At 34.2% G+C, this 16,321-nt stretch carries 16 protein-coding genes and 1 pseudogene; 5 read left to right on the forward strand and 12 right to left on the reverse strand.

Annotated elements, in window-relative coordinates:
• Positions 1-556 precede the first annotated feature (556 nt).
• From IGJ23_RS12870 to IGJ23_RS12885, 4 genes are read left to right on the forward strand one after another with little or no spacing between them, the layout of a single operon-like run.
• On the forward strand, positions 557-1,441 hold the full coding sequence (locus IGJ23_RS12870; protein WP_367010717.1) for an ABC transporter ATP-binding protein: 885 nt from the start codon (positions 557-559) through the stop codon (positions 1,439-1,441).
• A complete protein-coding gene (locus IGJ23_RS12875) occupies positions 1,438-2,190 on the forward strand; it encodes an ABC transporter permease (protein WP_413138806.1) in 753 nt (250 codons plus the stop codon). Before IGJ23_RS12870 ends, IGJ23_RS12875 begins: the two co-directional genes overlap by 4 nt.
• Positions 2,187-3,302, forward strand: a complete 1,116-nt coding sequence (locus IGJ23_RS12880) for a sensor histidine kinase (RefSeq protein WP_438775056.1) — start codon at positions 2,187-2,189, stop codon at positions 3,300-3,302. Before IGJ23_RS12875 ends, IGJ23_RS12880 begins: the two co-directional genes overlap by 4 nt.
• Positions 3,295-3,900 carry a response regulator transcription factor gene (locus IGJ23_RS12885; protein ID WP_010720669.1) on the forward strand — a complete coding sequence of 202 codons (606 nt, stop codon included), beginning with the start codon at positions 3,295-3,297 and terminating at the stop codon, positions 3,898-3,900. The genes IGJ23_RS12880 and IGJ23_RS12885 overlap by 8 nt, the downstream gene beginning before the upstream one ends.
• 250 nt (positions 3,901-4,150) lie before the next feature.
• On the opposite strand, the gene IGJ23_RS12890 is transcribed toward IGJ23_RS12885, so the two are convergent.
• The 11 genes from IGJ23_RS12890 to IGJ23_RS12940 form a co-directional block, all read right to left on the reverse strand.
• A complete protein-coding gene (locus tag IGJ23_RS12890) occupies positions 4,151-4,666 on the reverse strand; it encodes a YjbQ family protein (protein ID WP_034700170.1) in 516 nt (171 codons plus the stop codon).
• Positions 4,663-5,358, reverse strand: a complete 696-nt coding sequence (locus IGJ23_RS12895) for a triose-phosphate isomerase (protein ID WP_438775057.1) — start codon at positions 5,356-5,358, stop codon at positions 4,663-4,665. The genes IGJ23_RS12890 and IGJ23_RS12895 overlap by 4 nt, the downstream gene beginning before the upstream one ends.
• 12 nt (positions 5,359-5,370) lie before the next feature.
• Positions 5,371-6,198 carry a class II fructose-bisphosphate aldolase gene (locus IGJ23_RS12900; RefSeq protein WP_081128970.1) on the reverse strand — a complete coding sequence of 276 codons (828 nt, stop codon included), beginning with the start codon at positions 6,196-6,198 and terminating at the stop codon, positions 5,371-5,373.
• Between the two features lie 26 nt (positions 6,199-6,224).
• A complete protein-coding gene (locus IGJ23_RS12905) occupies positions 6,225-6,509 on the reverse strand; it encodes a PTS sugar transporter subunit IIB (protein ID WP_010720673.1) in 285 nt (94 codons plus the stop codon).
• A gap of 22 nt (positions 6,510-6,531) precedes the next feature.
• On the reverse strand, positions 6,532-7,878 hold the full coding sequence (locus IGJ23_RS12910; protein ID WP_034700117.1) for a PTS galactitol transporter subunit IIC: 1,347 nt from the start codon (positions 7,876-7,878) through the stop codon (positions 6,532-6,534).
• Positions 7,879-7,901: 23 nt separating this feature from the next.
• Positions 7,902-8,363 (reverse strand): PTS sugar transporter subunit IIA, encoded by a 462-nt coding sequence (locus IGJ23_RS12915; protein WP_010720675.1) that lies wholly within the window; start codon positions 8,361-8,363, stop codon positions 7,902-7,904.
• A gap of 1 nt (position 8,364) precedes the next feature.
• Positions 8,365-10,308, reverse strand: coding sequence for a BglG family transcription antiterminator (locus tag IGJ23_RS12920; protein WP_438775058.1), 1,944 nt, complete (start codon positions 10,306-10,308; stop codon positions 8,365-8,367).
• 977 nt (positions 10,309-11,285) lie between these two features.
• Positions 11,286-13,310 (reverse strand): hypothetical protein, encoded by a 2,025-nt coding sequence (locus IGJ23_RS12925; RefSeq protein WP_096709803.1) that lies wholly within the window; start codon positions 13,308-13,310, stop codon positions 11,286-11,288.
• A gap of 14 nt (positions 13,311-13,324) precedes the next feature.
• Positions 13,325-13,792, reverse strand: coding sequence for a hypothetical protein (locus IGJ23_RS12930; protein ID WP_096709802.1), 468 nt, complete (start codon positions 13,790-13,792; stop codon positions 13,325-13,327).
• A 14-nt stretch (positions 13,793-13,806) separates the two neighbouring features.
• A complete protein-coding gene (locus tag IGJ23_RS12935; protein ID WP_096709801.1) occupies positions 13,807-14,760 on the reverse strand; it encodes a hypothetical protein in 954 nt (317 codons plus the stop codon).
• Positions 14,761-15,242: 482 nt separating this feature from the next.
• Positions 15,243-15,554: a hypothetical protein gene (locus tag IGJ23_RS12940; protein ID WP_096709799.1), complete on the reverse strand. Its 312-nt coding sequence runs from the start codon at positions 15,552-15,554 to the stop codon at positions 15,243-15,245.
• Between IGJ23_RS12940 and IGJ23_RS12945 the strand changes: the two are divergent.
• Positions 15,508-15,904, forward strand: a pseudogene (locus tag IGJ23_RS12945) (tyrosine-type recombinase/integrase); the annotation flags it as partial. The gene IGJ23_RS12940 and the pseudogene IGJ23_RS12945 sit on opposite strands and share 47 nt — an antisense overlap.
• Positions 15,905-15,926: 22 nt before the next feature.
• Here IGJ23_RS12945 and rpsI read toward each other — a convergent pair.
• On the reverse strand, positions 15,927-16,319 hold the full coding sequence (gene rpsI / locus IGJ23_RS12950) for a 30S ribosomal protein S9 (protein WP_002287505.1): 393 nt from the start codon (positions 16,317-16,319) through the stop codon (positions 15,927-15,929).
• Positions 16,320-16,321 lie beyond the last annotated feature (2 nt).

Consider the following 16,321-nt stretch of genomic DNA (forward strand, 5'->3'; position numbering starts at 1 on the left):
ATTTCAATTGCTTTAGTAAACGAAGTTAGAACACCACCAAATGCACACTTGTCAGGAAAAACTTTAGTGACAAGCGCATCAGGTATCGTTTTCCAATCAATGATATCAACGAAAGTATACTCCAAGCATCTAAGTATCTTTCTTGAATCAAAAATACAAACGCTTTCAATTGGTTGTAAGAGGAAAATGAATGAAACATGTTCGTCATTTATTATACCGTAGAACGTCTGATAAAAGTAATTTACGTGCCCCATGAATCACAAACTTCCAAAAAAAATCAGTTGGTTGCCAAGTAACAAAAGTCCTCCCCCACATCAAAATTAGCGAAATTTAATAGTAGATATAAGTGAAAAGAGTTTCCATAATGAACAATCAACAAGGTAGTTTAGCTTTTCTCCACTTCTTTAATTAATAATAACAACTTTTTGACTATTCAGTCAGCAGTCTACATTTCTGTGTTCTTTAGACATGACAATTGTCATGTCCAACTGATGACATCCATGACTGTTTTACAACTCAAAAAATAGCTAAGATAACATCAGCAGGAGGAAAGAATATGAATCCAATAATCGATGTACAAAACTTATCGAAGGTGTATAACCGGACAACCGTTTTAGATAATATCTCATTTCAGATTGCACCCGGAGAGACTGTCGCACTATTAGGAGAAAATGGTGCAGGAAAATCCACTCTGATCAATCTACTTAACCAATTGATTCAACCAAATTCAGGAACTACTTATGTGATGGGAACCCAAGATATCAGGAAAGTCCGTGATAAAGTCGGTGTAATGTTGCAACAAAACTTGTCACTCGAACGAGTCACCGTCAAAGAATGTTTAAATCTTGCTCGTAGTTACTATCACAACCCATTATCTTATGAAGCCTTGATTCGCTTAGCCAACTTAAAAGAAAAAGAGAAGTGTTACTTAGATCAATTGTCTGGCGGACAAAAACGTCGGTTGACTTTTGCAACAACTATGGCAGGAAACCCTCAACTAATTTTTTTAGATGAGCCGACTGCTGGAATGGATAGTAATAGTCGACAATCATTCTGGGAAAGTATTGACCGCTTGAAGCAAAATGGAAAGACTTTTTTTATCACTAACCATTATCTGGAGGAACTGGATCAGATTGCAGATCGAATCCTTATTTTAAAAGATACTAGGTTAGTATACGATGGTACCTTGAAATCATTGCGGAAAAAAAGTGGTCATATAACCATCCAATTTACCACTCCATTACCAAAAGAAACATTCACATCCATTTCAGCTGTTAAAGAATGTTCCAAAACTAATCAGCATATTCAATTAATAACTGATGAGCCAAACGTAGTGATGGAAGCTTTAATTCCTTATCTTAATCAATTAGACGAATTAGCCATTCAGCAAAATTCTTTGGCTTCTTTATTTCAAAAAGTAATTGGAGGTAGCGGTAAATGAAAAAATTCTTGTTTCAAGTTCAAATCAACTATAAACGCATCGTATTCCGTAACTTGCGCTTCCTCTTATTCAGTATCGCCATGCCAACAGGCTTTTACCTTATATTTACTCAGGTAATAACACAACCAGCAGCTTCGAAAAAATGGAATATCGCTTATATGATTAGTATGATTGTGTATAGCTCATTGATTAGTTCTGTTATGACAGTCGCACATACTCTGTTAGAAGATCATACTAGAAAGTTCGATTTATTTGTAGCACTACGTCCAGGTTCAAAATCACAATATTATCTATCGATGTTAATCGTCTTTCTATCGTTAAATATACTTTCGGTTTTGGCACTAATAATGACTGGAATTTTAGTAAATCAGCTAACAATTAATTGGTTTCATTTAATAGGTCTTTTATTCCTCGTTCCATTGTTATCATTCCCACTTATATTGATTGGAATGATCATCTCTCTATTAGGTTCAGATAACGTAGTAAATTTGCTTAGTAATCTCATCGTTTTTCCCATGGCAATTTTAAGCGGACTATGGTGGCCACTTAGCATAATGCCCCCATGGGTACAAAAGGTTGGACACTGGCTACCAACTTATCAAACAGCTGTAATTTTAAGAAGATTTATCAATTATCAACGTTTTAATTTTGTTAGTTTTGGGGTACTCTTAGTTTGGACGATCATTTTATTCGTACTGTTCAAAGTAGTCGTCTTTTTTCAAAGTAAAAGTGAGGTTTCTACCATATGAGTTTTTTCGAAAAGCACATATTTTTCCCAAAACGATTCGGCATTGCACCTTATTTCTGGTTAGTATTTTTAATACCGACGATCTATTCATTGTTCCCCCTTACTTCTTGGTTTGACTGGTTATTTATATTACTTTTAGTTATTTTTTTAAAAGCTTACCGAGATGGCTATGAAGTTCATAAATTTTTAACATGGGACGTTTTCCTTCAATTATTGATTGCCTGCTTATTTGGTATCTTTCAAAAAAATGGATATCTCTTTATTTTCGTTGCCTGGGAGATTGGCTCCCTGCCAGTAACCAAACGTTTATTCTATCATTATTTGACTGGTTATTATGTAAGCGTCATGATTAGTCTTGGCGCTATGTTGTGGACCACTCATTTCACTCATTCATCCAGTTACATTAATGTAGGTATCACTATCATAGCTGCTATTATTACACCACTAGCAGCTAAGTCGGTAGGGGAATCTTATCGGCGGATCTATCGCCTCAACCAACAAAATAAACGTTTAGAAGCAGTTGTGCGCCAAAATGAACGAGATCGTATTGCTCGTGATCTCCATGATCATTTAGGCCAAGCGTTTTCCATCATTTCATTAAAGGCTGAATTAGCGGAGAAATTAATAGCAATTGATTCACGCCAAGCAACCAATGAATTACATGATATTGCTGAGACTTCCCGAAAAAACTTATCATTAGTTCGTGGGATCGTTTCAAATTTACAAGAGCGAACAATTGCCCAAACGATGCTAGAAGAAGAAAAAAATTTAGTTCTTACTAATATTCAGCTTCATTCTGTAGGAGAGGAACTAGCCGAAAAATGGCCGACGAACATTCAACATACAGTATCCGCAGTTATTAAAGAAGCCATCACAAATATGATTCGTCACAGCAAAGCTAGTATTGCGATGATTGATTTTACCGAGAATATAGATACCTATCTGATTACCATTCAAGATGATGGAAAAGGATTCACTCAACTGAAATCAACTGGCTATGGAATCAGCGGAATGAAAGAACGGATTCAAACTGAAAAAGGACAGTTGACGATCACTGGAACACAAGGAGTAAAGATTGTCATTTCGTTGCCTAAGGAGAATGAGCATGATTAAATTGTATTTGGCAGAGGATCAACAATTATTGAACACTGCATTAACGATGATTTTGAATCTTGAAACAGATTTTGAAGTTATTGGTTCTGCAACAGATGGTGATACGGCATTATCTGACATCATCAAATTGAAACCAAATATCGTTTTATTAGACATTGAAATGCCTAAGTTGACTGGCTTGGAAATTGCTAAGCAGCTTCGTTTATTAAAACAGGATGTGAAAATTATGGTTCTGACTACCTTTGCGCAAGAACACTATTTTCAGCAAGCTTTACAGAACAATGTCAACGGTTATATGCTAAAAGATAGTCCCAGTGAAGAACTTATTCGTTCGGTCCGTTCAATCATGGCGGGTGATACGATTTTTTCACCTGAATTGGTTATTCAATCATTCATTACTCAAAAAAACCCTTTAACCCCAAGAGAGCTTGAAATTTTAACGTTGTTAAAAACCGGCATCAGCACCCAACAAATTGCCCAAACTCTATTTTTGAGTGAGGGAACTGTACGTAATTACATCTCTGCTATTCTAAGCAAAACAGCATCACGTTCACGAATTGAAGCGATAAATTTTGCAATAAAACAAGGATGGATTTAAATAACAATAAATTAAGATCACTGAGAAGAACGCCTTAAGCAAGGTCTTCCCAATGATCTTATTTACCGATCAGATAACTGTCTATACTTTTTCTAAACTAATTAGTTTTTGTTTCCCTATAGTATTCTCTATGATGAATTTTAGTAGTTTAACCAAAAAAACGGAATGAACTAACTATTATCTTTCGTATTAATTTTTATAGGTGTGATCATTCAATTAGTTTCCCAAATGTTTGTTTCTTATTACTTTTCTATTCACCCATTACTAAAATATGGCATTTTCGATTTCTAACACGGTTTTGATCAAAATCAATGAAATAAATCGAGCCGACAGCTCCTGTCATTAATGTTTCCTCTTTGACAATGAAATTTTCACTTGCTCCGAAGAATGATGCTCGGATATGTGCATCTCCATTTAAAATCGTTCCAGCATCACCAGCATAGTCTGGATCATCTAAGGACAGCAAGAAATCAAGATGCTTCGGACCAGGATAACGATAATCGGTATTTTCCGTTAATTCTCGAGGAATGATCCGATCAAGAATCCGATTTAAATCAACCTGCAAAAATTCATCCCCATTAAAATCCAAATCGTGCATGAATTCCTCAAAAATAACTGAACAAGTAGTATGTGGCGACTGAACAAGACAAATGCCATTTTTTATCCCACTTTTTGCCACAATTTCTTTTACTTGTTCGGTAATATTATGATACGTCACTCGCTGTCCATTTGAAGTCAAAACAAGTTGCTCAGTATAAGTTATCATTTTGTCGATTGCTCCTTTTTCCATTTACTTACTTCTTCAATCATCGCTTTCAATGTGTCCACAGGATCTTTGGCACAAACAATCCCGCTGGTTCCACCCGTTGCATCAGCCCCCGAATCAAGTGCTTTGCGAACATCTGCTACCGTTGAAATCCCTGCTGCCTGCAGAACAAAAATTTCAGGATCCATCTTACGTACAGCTTCATTGGTTTGAATCATATAAGAAACGTCACTTGCTTGACCTGTACCTATTAATTCCGTAGGCTCACAAACCATCACATCAGGTTTCAAGGAAGCTACGAGCTTCGCCTCTTCTAAGGAATTCGCACAGACAATAGTCAATAGACCAAGTTCCTTTACTCGCTTGACGGCATCACACAGCTCACTAATCGATAAAGGACGTTCTGCATGATTAAGGAAGGTCGCTTCTGCTCCAGCCGCTGCAACGCCTTCGGGTAAAACGTGTCCCATCCCTCTACCAGGGACTATCCCATCGATATGTTGAACACTCACAATCAACTGCGTTGTCTCTTCCTTAATTAGCCGAACATCAACATGTTGACAAGTAAAAATGATATCAATGTCGTATGCAGCAGCTAATTGATCCGCTATTTTTGCTAGTTCTAATGCCTGTTCACCATACAAATAAGATTTAGGATTAACCACAAAAAATGGTTTTCTTACTGTTCTCATGAGAACCCTCCTCTATTTTGTTGCAAATACTTCGTAATAATGCGATAACGTATCCGCAATCGCTTGGTTCGCTAATCGTTTAAGTGTAAAATAATCCTCAGGTTTTTCTTCGTTAATTACATCCATTGCTGCTGTGATAAAATCAGTAAAGATATTAATTTTATTGATCCCTGAAACAGCACATTTGTGTAGATTTTCATCACCAGATGATGAGCCCCCATGCAACACTAATGGAATTGAAACTTCATTTTTAATTTCTTCCAACCGCTCAAAGCTGATTTTCGGTGTTCCTTTGTATTGCCCATGAGCCGTACCTATCGAAACTGCCAATGAATCGACGCCGGTTTCTTTCGCAAAACGTGCTGCTTCTTCCACTTCGGTATAAATGGTGTCCGTGGTTTCCTTAAATTCATAACTATTTCCCGTTCCCACGTGTCCAATCTCAGCCTCTACCACAACGCCTCTTTCATGAGCATATTCCGCAACTGCTTTTGAACGACGAATATTTGTTTCAATCTCATCCTGCGAAGCATCTATCATCACAGAAGTGAACCCAAGCTCGATTGCTTGCTTGATGATTTCCTCATCTTGTCCATGATCCAAATGAAGTGCTACTGGAACACTTGCTTTTTTGGCTAAATATGTTGCAATTAACGCTGCCTCTTCAAGAGGACATTCTTCGATATGCGCTTGTGCAAAGGCTAAAATTAATGGCTTTTGCATTTTTTCTGCAACCTCTACAAAGGTTCTTGCAGAATCTAAATCAAAAAAGTTCGCTGCCGGAATCGCATAGTTTTCTTTTTGTGCTTTTTCAAACATCTCTTTCGTTGTAACTAACATTTGATTACCTTCTTTTCAAGTATTTTTTAGGCTTTAATCTTCGCTTCAATTTCGTCAAACAACCCATCAATGCCAATTCCGGTTAATAAAGGAAGCCCCATAATTACTTTATCTTTAATGTTGTCAGGAACCACGGTCGTACTGACCACAATATCGTAGTCATCAATTTTGCCAATCTCATCAGCAACTTTTGATTGATATAGTTTCACTTCATTTTCGAGTCCTTTTGATTTCAACCATTCTTTTACTTTTCCTGTTACCACTGTTGAAGTAGCCACACCTGTTCCGCACATAATTAATAATTTTTTCATCTGTCATCTCTCCTATTTTGTATTAAGCTTCAGTTTGTTTAGCTGCTCTTTTAGGTAAAATGCGATTCACGTAGAATAGTAAGCCTGTAATAATCAGACCAATTCCGACTAGGGCAAAGTAACCAAATAGTTTTGCACCACCCACGTATAGAAGTGTTGTCCACAGTCCACCTTCTGCCATCGCAGTTACTGATGAATGTCCTTGTAAATCAAAGTTTGCCGCTTGTGCTGCTTTTGTTAAAAATGGTGCCACCCATGAAGTGATGTATAAAATGGTGACCATGTAGATCGTCCCACCTAAGATTGTTCGAATAATGTTTCCACCAAAGACAGCTGCCATCAAACAAACTAAGAATGGAATAGTTGCCAAATCACCGAAAGGCAAGGTTGTGTTACCTGGTAAAATCACTGCTAATAAAATCGTGATTGGGACTAAGATTAACGAAGAAGACAATACAGCTGGGTGTCCTACTGACAATGCGGCATCCATCCCGATATATAATTCTCTTCCTGGGAAACGTTTTTGAACAAATGAATTTGCTGATTCTGAGATAGGTGTTAAGCCTTCCATTAAAAGTGCCACCATTTTAGGCATTAAGACCATTACAGCGCCAGTTTTCACCGCTAATTGTCCAATTCCCGCAACATCATATCCAGCTAAAATCCCCATAACCAAACCAATTAAAAAGCCCATGACTGTTGAATCACCAAAGATGCCAAACCGTTTTTGAATCGTTTCTGGATCTGCATGCCAATCTTTCAATCCTGGAATCCTATCGAATAACCAATTTAAAGGTAAGGCAAAAACAAACCCAGGTGCTGCTGTTCCGTGTGGGAAGGTAATATTTGGAAATCCATAGAATTTATTGATGATTGGTCCTAAAATATCGCCAAACAATAAAATCATCATTGTATAAATAACCGTTGCCAACATGCCCATTGCAAAGTCATTCGTTACCGCATAGACAAGTGAAGCAACAAATGCTGCATGCCAGATATTCCAAATATCAACATTCAGTGTTTTTGTTAAGCCAACAATAATTAATAACACATTGACTACGATAGCTACTGGAATCGCCAAACTACCTAAAACGGTTCCATAAGAAATCGCAGCTGCTGCCGGCCAACCAACGTCAATGGTTGTTAAGTTTAGTCCAAAACGTTCAACCATCGCTTGTGCTGCTGGTCCTAAGCTATTGGTCAATAAATCGATAACTAAATTCAACCCGACAAATCCAACACCAACCGTTAATGCTGAAATAAAAGCCTTACTCGGTTTCGTTCCTAAAATCAAACCAAAAACAAAAATTAAGATTGGCAATACAACGATTGATCCGAGATCAACAAATTTTTGTAATAAATCTAACATAATGCTCCCCCTCAAAATGGTTATTAAACGAATCCTTCTTTTTCAATAATTTGATAATACTCCTCAGTATTATTTACAGCTCGAAGCTTTTGAACCACCTCTTTTTTTTGAAACATCGTAATTAACTTCTGTAACATTTCTAACTGTGCATGTGGTTCTTTCAACGCTAACATGAAGATCAAGCTGACTGAAATTTCCTTATCTGCAGTTCCCATTTCATAAAAAGTTACTGGTGTTTTCAATGACATAAATGCAATTTGAGAATCATTCACGTGTTCTGCATCCGTATGTGGTATAGCAATCCCAACATCATTGATTAATAAGCCAGTAGGAAACACTTCTTCTCTTTTCAGTACATTCTCTGCAAACGAATCCTTCACTAAACCTGTTTGATATAGACAAGTTGCAATAATTGATAAAGCTTCCTTCTGACTCTTTACCTCAGATTGAAATAATGCAATTTTCTTTCCAAAATAACTCGTCATCTTACTTCCTCTTTCCTATAATTTCGTTAATAATCTCATTCCTTGTTTCTTTACTTGCAATACTTTTTATTCTCTCAGGTGAGACAAAGACATCATAAAGTAGTGCAATCATATTTTTCACTTGAATCATATCTTCTTCTGCAATCGCTAAGAATAAAACAACCCTTACATCCACATCTCCCCAAGTAATTTTGTTTTTTAGAGTGATAATAGAAATTTTTGTTTTGACTACATATTTAGGATTTGCATGTGGGATGGCTACGCCTGATGAAAGTCCGGTAGCTCCTAGTTTTTCTCTTTGAAGTACAACCTCAAGAAAATTATCCTTTACTAATTGTTCTTCTTTATATTTCTCAGTGATGAAAGAAAGTACAGATTCTCTACTATCAAAATCTTGATTCAAGAACATCCAACCATCCTTCAAATATTTCTTTAAAATCGTTTTATCCGGTGCAATGGATGGTAAAAATGTATTGTCTTGTTGATTCAAGGTAAGAAGATGACGATTAATCAATGCAATTTCTTCTTTCGTTGGTAATGGTCGAACATAAATAATCGGCGTTTGATACTCATTTTCCAATTTGACTGTTGAAATAATCAAATCGACACTATCTAAGTTGTAATCCTGCAACTTTTGAACATCAATCACTTCATAGACTACGGTGCTAGGAGAACTATGACGAATACGCTGAAATAATAATTGCGAAGTTCCCAACCCCGTTGGACAAATAAGAAAAACATGCTTCGTATTCACAATTTTTTCAAAAGCTAACTGAAAATGAATAGTCAAAAAAGTAATTTCATCATCCGTTACTCTGATTCCCATTGCTTTTTCCAATTTTGGAACACAGTAAGTTGTTAGCGTATACATTGTGCTGTATTGCCGAATGATATCCTCTTTTAAAGGATTTTTAATGGTAATCCCCATTTGCAGCCGATAGATCATTGGCTCAATATGCGCAAATAGTGATTGAAGTAGCTGTCCATCTTGCTCCAAATCTTTCTCAACCAGTGTCGACATATCTTGAATGAATTGTTTGGTGGTCTCCATGATTTGTTGACTATGGGTTGCCAGATTCACAAACGGTCTCACTCCATGTCCCATAAACAACGAACAAATAAAGTAAAGATCATTTATCGTAAAGGAACAATTCAATTCATCTTTGACCCCATTTGAAAAATCTAGTGCCACCATATATAATTCCATTTTCTTTATTTCGACAAACAAAGGATTTTTATTCGTTTGTGAATGGTAGCCATGCTTCACTCGACCAATCAAAGTTAACAACGAAAGTTTGAGTGAATGGACAATATAATTTGTTGGTTGCTGTTTAGACTGTTGGTAAAAATTCTTTACAAAATCATCCACAAACTGAACCATCGCTTGATCAAAAACAAAGTGATATTGACATTTTTCATTCCCTACACCGATGTTTTTTTCAAAATAATTGACAAATGTCCGCTGGATCAACTCTTCAGGTGTTTTTTGTGTGTCTATTACATGATTTGAAGTAATCCTAATCCCAGCTAACCGACAATATTTGATGATTTCCTCATAGTCCTTACGCAAAGTTGCAATACTGACAAAAAACTTTTTTTCAAAATACTCATATCTTTTTTTATTCGTTTTAAAAATTAGATTGGCGAATAAGTACACTCTCCGATAATTTGAACTATACTTTACCTCTGTTGACATGGCTTCTTTACTAGTGATAAATATTTTGGCATCATTTTTTTTAGTTGACGTTCCAATTAGGTAGATCCCAATGCGAGGTTTTTTTTCAATTTTTAACTCAAAACGATTCAAGAACTGTCCAAGCTTCTGAATATCTTGATAAATTGTTTTATTCGAAACATTGAGTTTTTCACTAAAGAAACTTGCTGGTTGAAAATTCTCCTCCTCTAAAAGTAATTCAATTAACTGACTCTCGCGCTTTGATAACATCCATCATCACCTCAGAAAACGTTTTCCTTGTCTATATCATAGAGTTTTTCTCCCTAAAGATAAATACGTAATCTGTTCCACATTAAAGTGGAAGAGATTATTATGACCCTATAATTTTTGATGTCAGTAAAACTCACGACAACTTTTTTATGATTCAAAATGAAAAAAGACACTCTCCAAAATTTGGAAAGTGCCTTGAAAGACATGCTCAAGGTAACTGCGCTCAGCATAGCTTTGCCCAGTGTGATTATCGTAACTCGCCCGATCTATCTGAGAAGTTTCCGTAAGCTCGCAAAATGATTCCGACAAGATAACGAACAAAAGGTGTGTAGAATAATTAAATTCTTTCACCGCCATCCACTTATTTTCTCCGCCATTTTATATTATTTGGCGGAGAAAAACAAATAATGGCGGATAAATTAGCTCATTTATTATACTTTTTCCACACCATCTAAAAAGAAACAATATTTCTTAGTCAAGAAGAGTCGAGGAATAGATAGCTACTGAATTATCGATCTATCCACTTACAAAAATCTGAACAACGATTGGAAGGAGTAACAAATGGAAAATGAATGACAGGTTTAAAAACATCATACTTATACCCATTCCGCACCCAAAAGTACAAAAAAAAGACACCTTCCCAAAAATGGAAAGTGTCTTGAAACGATACAATAGACTGGTACTCAATTTCTCTCAAAATCTCCGTCCCATACTGTATTCGTAAGCAAATAAATTCGCAACAACTCCAGCAATTAACGTTTTAAAAACTGTGAAGCTTTACGAGCTTTCTTAAGAGCTGGTTCGACTGATTTGATTTTGAATAAATTTCAAAAAGCCTTACTATCAAAGGTTTTCGAATACCCTAATCAAAATAATTTCATTGAGTTTCAAAAAAATGAATTCAACGGTAATGATTTTAAACAAAAAAATGCGAGCCGAAATATTTACTAAAAAAATGAGCACTGATTTCGCTACTCTTACTTTTCTTCTGATAACCTTTTTTTGAATGCAAGTTCATCAATTTTTATTATTGTATCATCTAATCCTAACTCATCAATTATTTTTTTTGAATCCTCATCCTTCATAGTAAATCCAACTATAGTTTGAACATTTCTATTTAAAGATTTTATTTTAGATAAAAAGGCACGCATATCTTTTTCGATTATACTATGTTGATTAGGTTCATCAAATAGGAGTAATTTAGGATGATTTCCTTCATATTCTAATGAAACCTCTTGTAAAGCAATTGTATATGCCCATATTCCTCTTATATGATCACTTGCAGAAGAATCAAACTTTAAATCGTACCCCATTATTTCCGGTAATAATGTATTGGTAGAAATACTAATGTTTTGTTCAGGCTCTATACTTCTATAACCAAAATTTTTCAAATTTGTAACAAATTTATTTTTTAAACTTTTTATCTTATTTAAATCTTGATCAGAATATTCATCTTTATTTAAATTATTCATTCTAGCTAGCAGTTCTTTATACTCAGATGACAGTTCTAAAAATTTTGCTTTAATAACATTAAATTTTCCCTGCACTTCGTTAAGTGTATCTATACTACGTTCTAAGTTCAACTTTTCCAATATGACATGCTCATTATATTCATCCTTTAACTTAAACAAATCACTTTTTATAGATATAGCTAGTTGATTCAGCTTTTTTATACTATTCGAAATTATTTCTATCTGCTGTTCAATGTCTTTGATTAGAACCCTTTTTTGTTTAATAATAGATTCAAATAGAAGTTTTTGATTATTTAGATGTTTTATGTTTTCTTCAGGAGTCATTATGATAACCTGATTTTGGCTATTGAGTAGCGTATCTTCAATTTTTTGATTACAAGTTGGACAAATACCGTTATATATATTAGAATTTTTCTCAGATCCATATTTTACTATTTTATTTATATCTTTATTATTCTGAATATCATTTTCTAAATTTTCCAAGCCTTCCAATAATTTAGTTATCTCAGTCTCTTCTTTATTTTTTTGATTAATAAAATCTTGAGATTTAATTTTTAACTTGCTTATTTCATCCATTGTAGATAATAATTCTTCATTTAGAGACTGATTATCATATTTTTTCTCATATCTACTTTGAGAGATTATATCCAATTTATTCTTTTGATCAACTAATACTTCGTCTATGTTCATAGAATTCTCTTTAGAGAATATCCCTAATCGTTCCTCTTTTATCAAATCAATTTCAGATGTTATGCCCAAAAGTTCTAAATTTAAGCTTCTTAAATAAGCTTTGATTTCAATATAATAATCTTTCCACTCTTCCTTTTTCTTTTTAAGATTCTCTTGAATTTCCGCCTTAGTTTTTGACAACTCAATAGAATCCATTTTTAGAATATACTCTATTGTTTTTTTCTTAGAGTCTTTTATTCCAAAATTTGGAACTCTTGATAAAATATCACTCCACCCTCGTTTCTGCTCAATCATTATTGCAGCGAAAATATTTTGAATATATAATTTTTTTTCCTTACCATCATATCCCAAAACATTAGGTAACGTTAATCCTAAAAAATCTTCTAAAAATCTAAAAAAGCCCAATCTCCCCTTTGCAGAATTAGCATCATGAACGAAATAATCAATTGTTTTCACTTTAGGATTGTATCTATCTTCATAATTTCCAAATATTACGGTCACAAGGTTATCATTTCTCGGTAAATCTTTAACTGTTCTCAAGATTGTAACTGTCTCATTTTGATTACTTATTTCTAAATACACACTTGCTTTTAAGACATTATATATTTTATCGTTAGTATCTTTGATTTTATTATTAAATGCTGCACTTAGAACTTTAGAACCTCGTCCTCCTATAATCTCTTCCATACCTAAGCCATACATAATAGCAGACAAGACTGAACTTTTTCCCGATGTATTTACATCACTCGCAATTATATTTAGACCATTTTGAAATTTGTGCTCAAAGAAAAAGGGATCTTCATTAGTCGTAATTTCAATACTTAATCTTTTTATATTCATTCTTTTCCTCCAAACTAATTACCGAATATACTATTATTAATTTCTTGCACCAAATTCTCTGTTAAAGAGCTCCCCATCTTGCTTAAAAACGCCTTTTCAAAAAGAAAAACTTCCTTGTCCTCCCATATTGCTATAGCAATTGCTCTACCCTTATCAGTCATTTTAAAACTAACATTTTGTTGAATGTCTATCAATCCATCCGACTTCATAAATTCAAGCGCTTTAATTATAGTCGAATCAAATCTTAGATATACAAATGTTTTTTTTGTTTCCACAAAATCGATGAGTGTATCTTGGCTTTCTTTAGAATATAAATAATTCATTAAAATTTGGAATTTTTCTATAGAACAGCCTCTACCTCGGCAACATTTCAAAAGAATCAGTAATAAAATCGTAGCTTTATACGTCAATCTATTATGATAAGGTACTGATTCCTTTTTCTGTAAAAATCTAATCCCATTTATATTATCAATATTATCCATTCTTTCTCCCTTATTTAAAAAAATTCCATATGACAATCTGCCAGCCAACTGCTTATAATAGACTGTGATAAAGACATCGATGTTTCGATAGTTAAATAGTTTAGCTCTTTTTTTAAAGACTTCTCAAACTCTGCTGAGAGTTCATTATAAGTAGCTAGGTTCATTTCATTATTATGGGCTAGTAATGTTTTTTCCCTTACTTTATTTTTAAACACTCTTTCGAGGCTCATGATATCATTCCAAATGTCAGGGTATTCATTTGAAAGTTTTTCTAACATTACTTTTCCAGAAACGTATTTTTTTATTTGATGATCAATAAGCATATTCATTCTATTTTGATTTTCTCCAGATGACGGGGAAATAGCCTTCATTTTTCTAATTACATTTTCTGATTTCTCAGAATCGATATCTTCCCAATTTATATCAGCATTCTCTATATCCGGAATATCTAATTTAATATCAGTTATTCTCGTCCTAATCAACCTTGCAATTTCTGTTTTGAAGTCAGCAGCTACCTTTATATCTATTTGAAAATTATCACTGATATACTGAAGATTTTCTGGGTCAGATAACTTTGCTTTCAAAATCATATTTTGTTTATTTTGGCAATGTGCCAAAATTCTTTTATCTTTGTACTCTGGAATCATAAATATCCATCTAGAAATTTGTGTTACTCCTATATCCTTCAATATTTGATGGTTGTCGATTATTTTTTGTATGTCTCTTGTTACCTTGTCTCTTTGAAGCTCATATAATTTATCATAATCCACGTTTGCATCATCCGGACAATAGCACTGAAAGACTAAACCCAATTTTGACTTTGTAAATCCTTCTATCCCTCCATCTCCTTTATGATGAGCAGGAACTGTGTGGAAGTAATCGTCCTTATAAGCTATTCGGCAAATATCCATACACAATTCTTCCCAAGAATTTCCATCTAACTCATAGCCTATCCAACTTAATACCATCTTTTTTCTCCTTCTAATAGGCAAATCGAAATATATTTCTCTTCGTGTGGAGACTTATTTAACAATTTGCTGCTAACATAGTTACTAATTTCACTTGATAAATTTCTGATCAAAATTAAATCAAACTCTATATCAATTTCAATTATCTCCACTTTAGTATCCCTATAAAAAAATATCTCTCCTATATCCAAACTTCTCAATCCTTATTCTGCTAAATTTTAGTAAGAGTGTACTAAGTAGCTACTAACCTTTCTAAGTATGTATCATCAATTATTAATTTAATAGTGTTCATCAAAACCATTACGTGTGAGTATTATGTTCTGTGATCGTTAATGAATCACATATTTTACTCTATTTTCATTTTATTATTCTACTATACATCTAGCGTAGTTCTCTTTTCAATACCTTTCCATAGCATCATATTAGAAAAAATATTAACTGTCCATAAAAAAATTATGATCTAGAAATAGAAAGATAGACAATTAAGCTAGCGAAATTTTTTTATGTAAATAAAAAACGCCCAATTTGGCGTTTTCTATAAATTGATCTATTTCAAATTTTATAATTCTTTCGGCAATATCAAAAAGTTTATCCTTCCTTTTTGATACTGATAACTCGTGGACAATCGATACTTCTCGATTAATCTTATTTTCAAAAGAAAAGAATGTCAAATAATCTACATCTAATGTAGCAATAAATTTTTCCAATATATTAATTTGAATATTAGCAGATTTTCCACGTGCAATTTTACCCGAATTTGAAGTCGAACAATCTTCTGAACAACTTGTTTTCACTTATATTGACCGTAAAGGTAATATCAATCAACCACTTCATACAGATTATCTGAACTACCGAATGAAAACAATTGAACGAAGACATAAAAACCTAACACATGTGACAACTCATAAACTACGATATACAGGTGCAACACTTGCTAGACAATCTGGAACTTCCTTAGAACAAATATCAGAAGCCTTAACCCATAGTGATACAAACATCACTAAGACTTACGTAAGCACACCAAATTTCATTAAGATGCCTGTTGGAGAAACTGCTTATCAGAAGTTATTTCAAAATATTGTTGACCGGAATGGTATCAACTCAAAAAAAAGACGCTTCGCAAAGTGACTTGCGAAACGCCTGAAAGTACTGATATGAAGCTGTTTTTAACGTTTTGAGAACTGTGAAGCTTTACGAGCTTTCTTAAGACCTGGTTTTTTACGTTCAACCATACGTGCGTCACGAGTAAGTAAGCCAGCACGTTTAAGAGCTAGACGGAAGTCAGGATCAACTTCTAGCAATGCACGAGCGATACCATGACGGATAGCTCCTGATTGTCCAGCGTAGCCTCCACCGTTTACGTTAACAAATACGTCATAAGCGCCTTTTGTTTCAGTAACAGCGAAAGGTTGATTGATTACTTCACGCAAGTCAGCATGTGGAATGTATTCTTCAACATCTTTTTTGTTTACAGTAATTTTACCAGTTCCTGGTACTAAACGTACACGAGCAACTGCATTTTTACGACGGCCTGTGCCGATATATTGAACTTGTGCCAATG

This window comes from Enterococcus sp. DIV1682a (assembly GCF_051711005.1).
Taxonomy (GTDB): domain Bacteria; phylum Bacillota; class Bacilli; order Lactobacillales; family Enterococcaceae; genus Enterococcus_B; species Enterococcus_B hirae.

What these genes read in the sequence shown, in the direction of transcription:
- IGJ23_RS12905 (WP_010720673.1), bottom strand. Translation starts at nt 6,509, where the DNA reads ATGAAAAAATTATTAATTATGTGCGGAACAGGTGTGGCTACTTCAACA.
- IGJ23_RS12880 (WP_438775056.1), top strand. Translation starts at nt 2,187, where the DNA reads ATGAGTTTTTTCGAAAAGCACATATTTTTCCCAAAACGATTCGGCATT.
- IGJ23_RS12910 (WP_034700117.1), bottom strand. Translation starts at nt 7,878, where the DNA reads ATGTTAGATTTATTACAAAAATTTGTTGATCTCGGATCAATCGTTGTA.
- IGJ23_RS12920 (WP_438775058.1), bottom strand. Translation starts at nt 10,308, where the DNA reads ATGTTATCAAAGCGCGAGAGTCAGTTAATTGAATTACTTTTAGAGGAG.
- IGJ23_RS12925 (WP_096709803.1), bottom strand. Translation starts at nt 13,310, where the DNA reads ATGAATATAAAAAGATTAAGTATTGAAATTACGACTAATGAAGATCCC.
- IGJ23_RS12895 (WP_438775057.1), bottom strand. Translation starts at nt 5,358, where the DNA reads ATGAGAACAGTAAGAAAACCATTTTTTGTGGTTAATCCTAAATCTTAT.
- IGJ23_RS12890 (WP_034700170.1), bottom strand. Translation starts at nt 4,666, where the DNA reads ATGATAACTTATACTGAGCAACTTGTTTTGACTTCAAATGGACAGCGA.
- IGJ23_RS12930 (WP_096709802.1), bottom strand. Translation starts at nt 13,792, where the DNA reads ATGGATAATATTGATAATATAAATGGGATTAGATTTTTACAGAAAAAG.
- IGJ23_RS12935 (WP_096709801.1), bottom strand. Translation starts at nt 14,760, where the DNA reads ATGGTATTAAGTTGGATAGGCTATGAGTTAGATGGAAATTCTTGGGAA.
- IGJ23_RS12900 (WP_081128970.1), bottom strand. Translation starts at nt 6,198, where the DNA reads ATGTTAGTTACAACGAAAGAGATGTTTGAAAAAGCACAAAAAGAAAAC.
- IGJ23_RS12915 (WP_010720675.1), bottom strand. Translation starts at nt 8,363, where the DNA reads ATGACGAGTTATTTTGGAAAGAAAATTGCATTATTTCAATCTGAGGTA.
- IGJ23_RS12875 (WP_413138806.1), top strand. Translation starts at nt 1,438, where the DNA reads ATGAAAAAATTCTTGTTTCAAGTTCAAATCAACTATAAACGCATCGTA.
- IGJ23_RS12870 (WP_367010717.1), top strand. Translation starts at nt 557, where the DNA reads ATGAATCCAATAATCGATGTACAAAACTTATCGAAGGTGTATAACCGG.
- IGJ23_RS12885 (WP_010720669.1), top strand. Translation starts at nt 3,295, where the DNA reads ATGATTAAATTGTATTTGGCAGAGGATCAACAATTATTGAACACTGCA.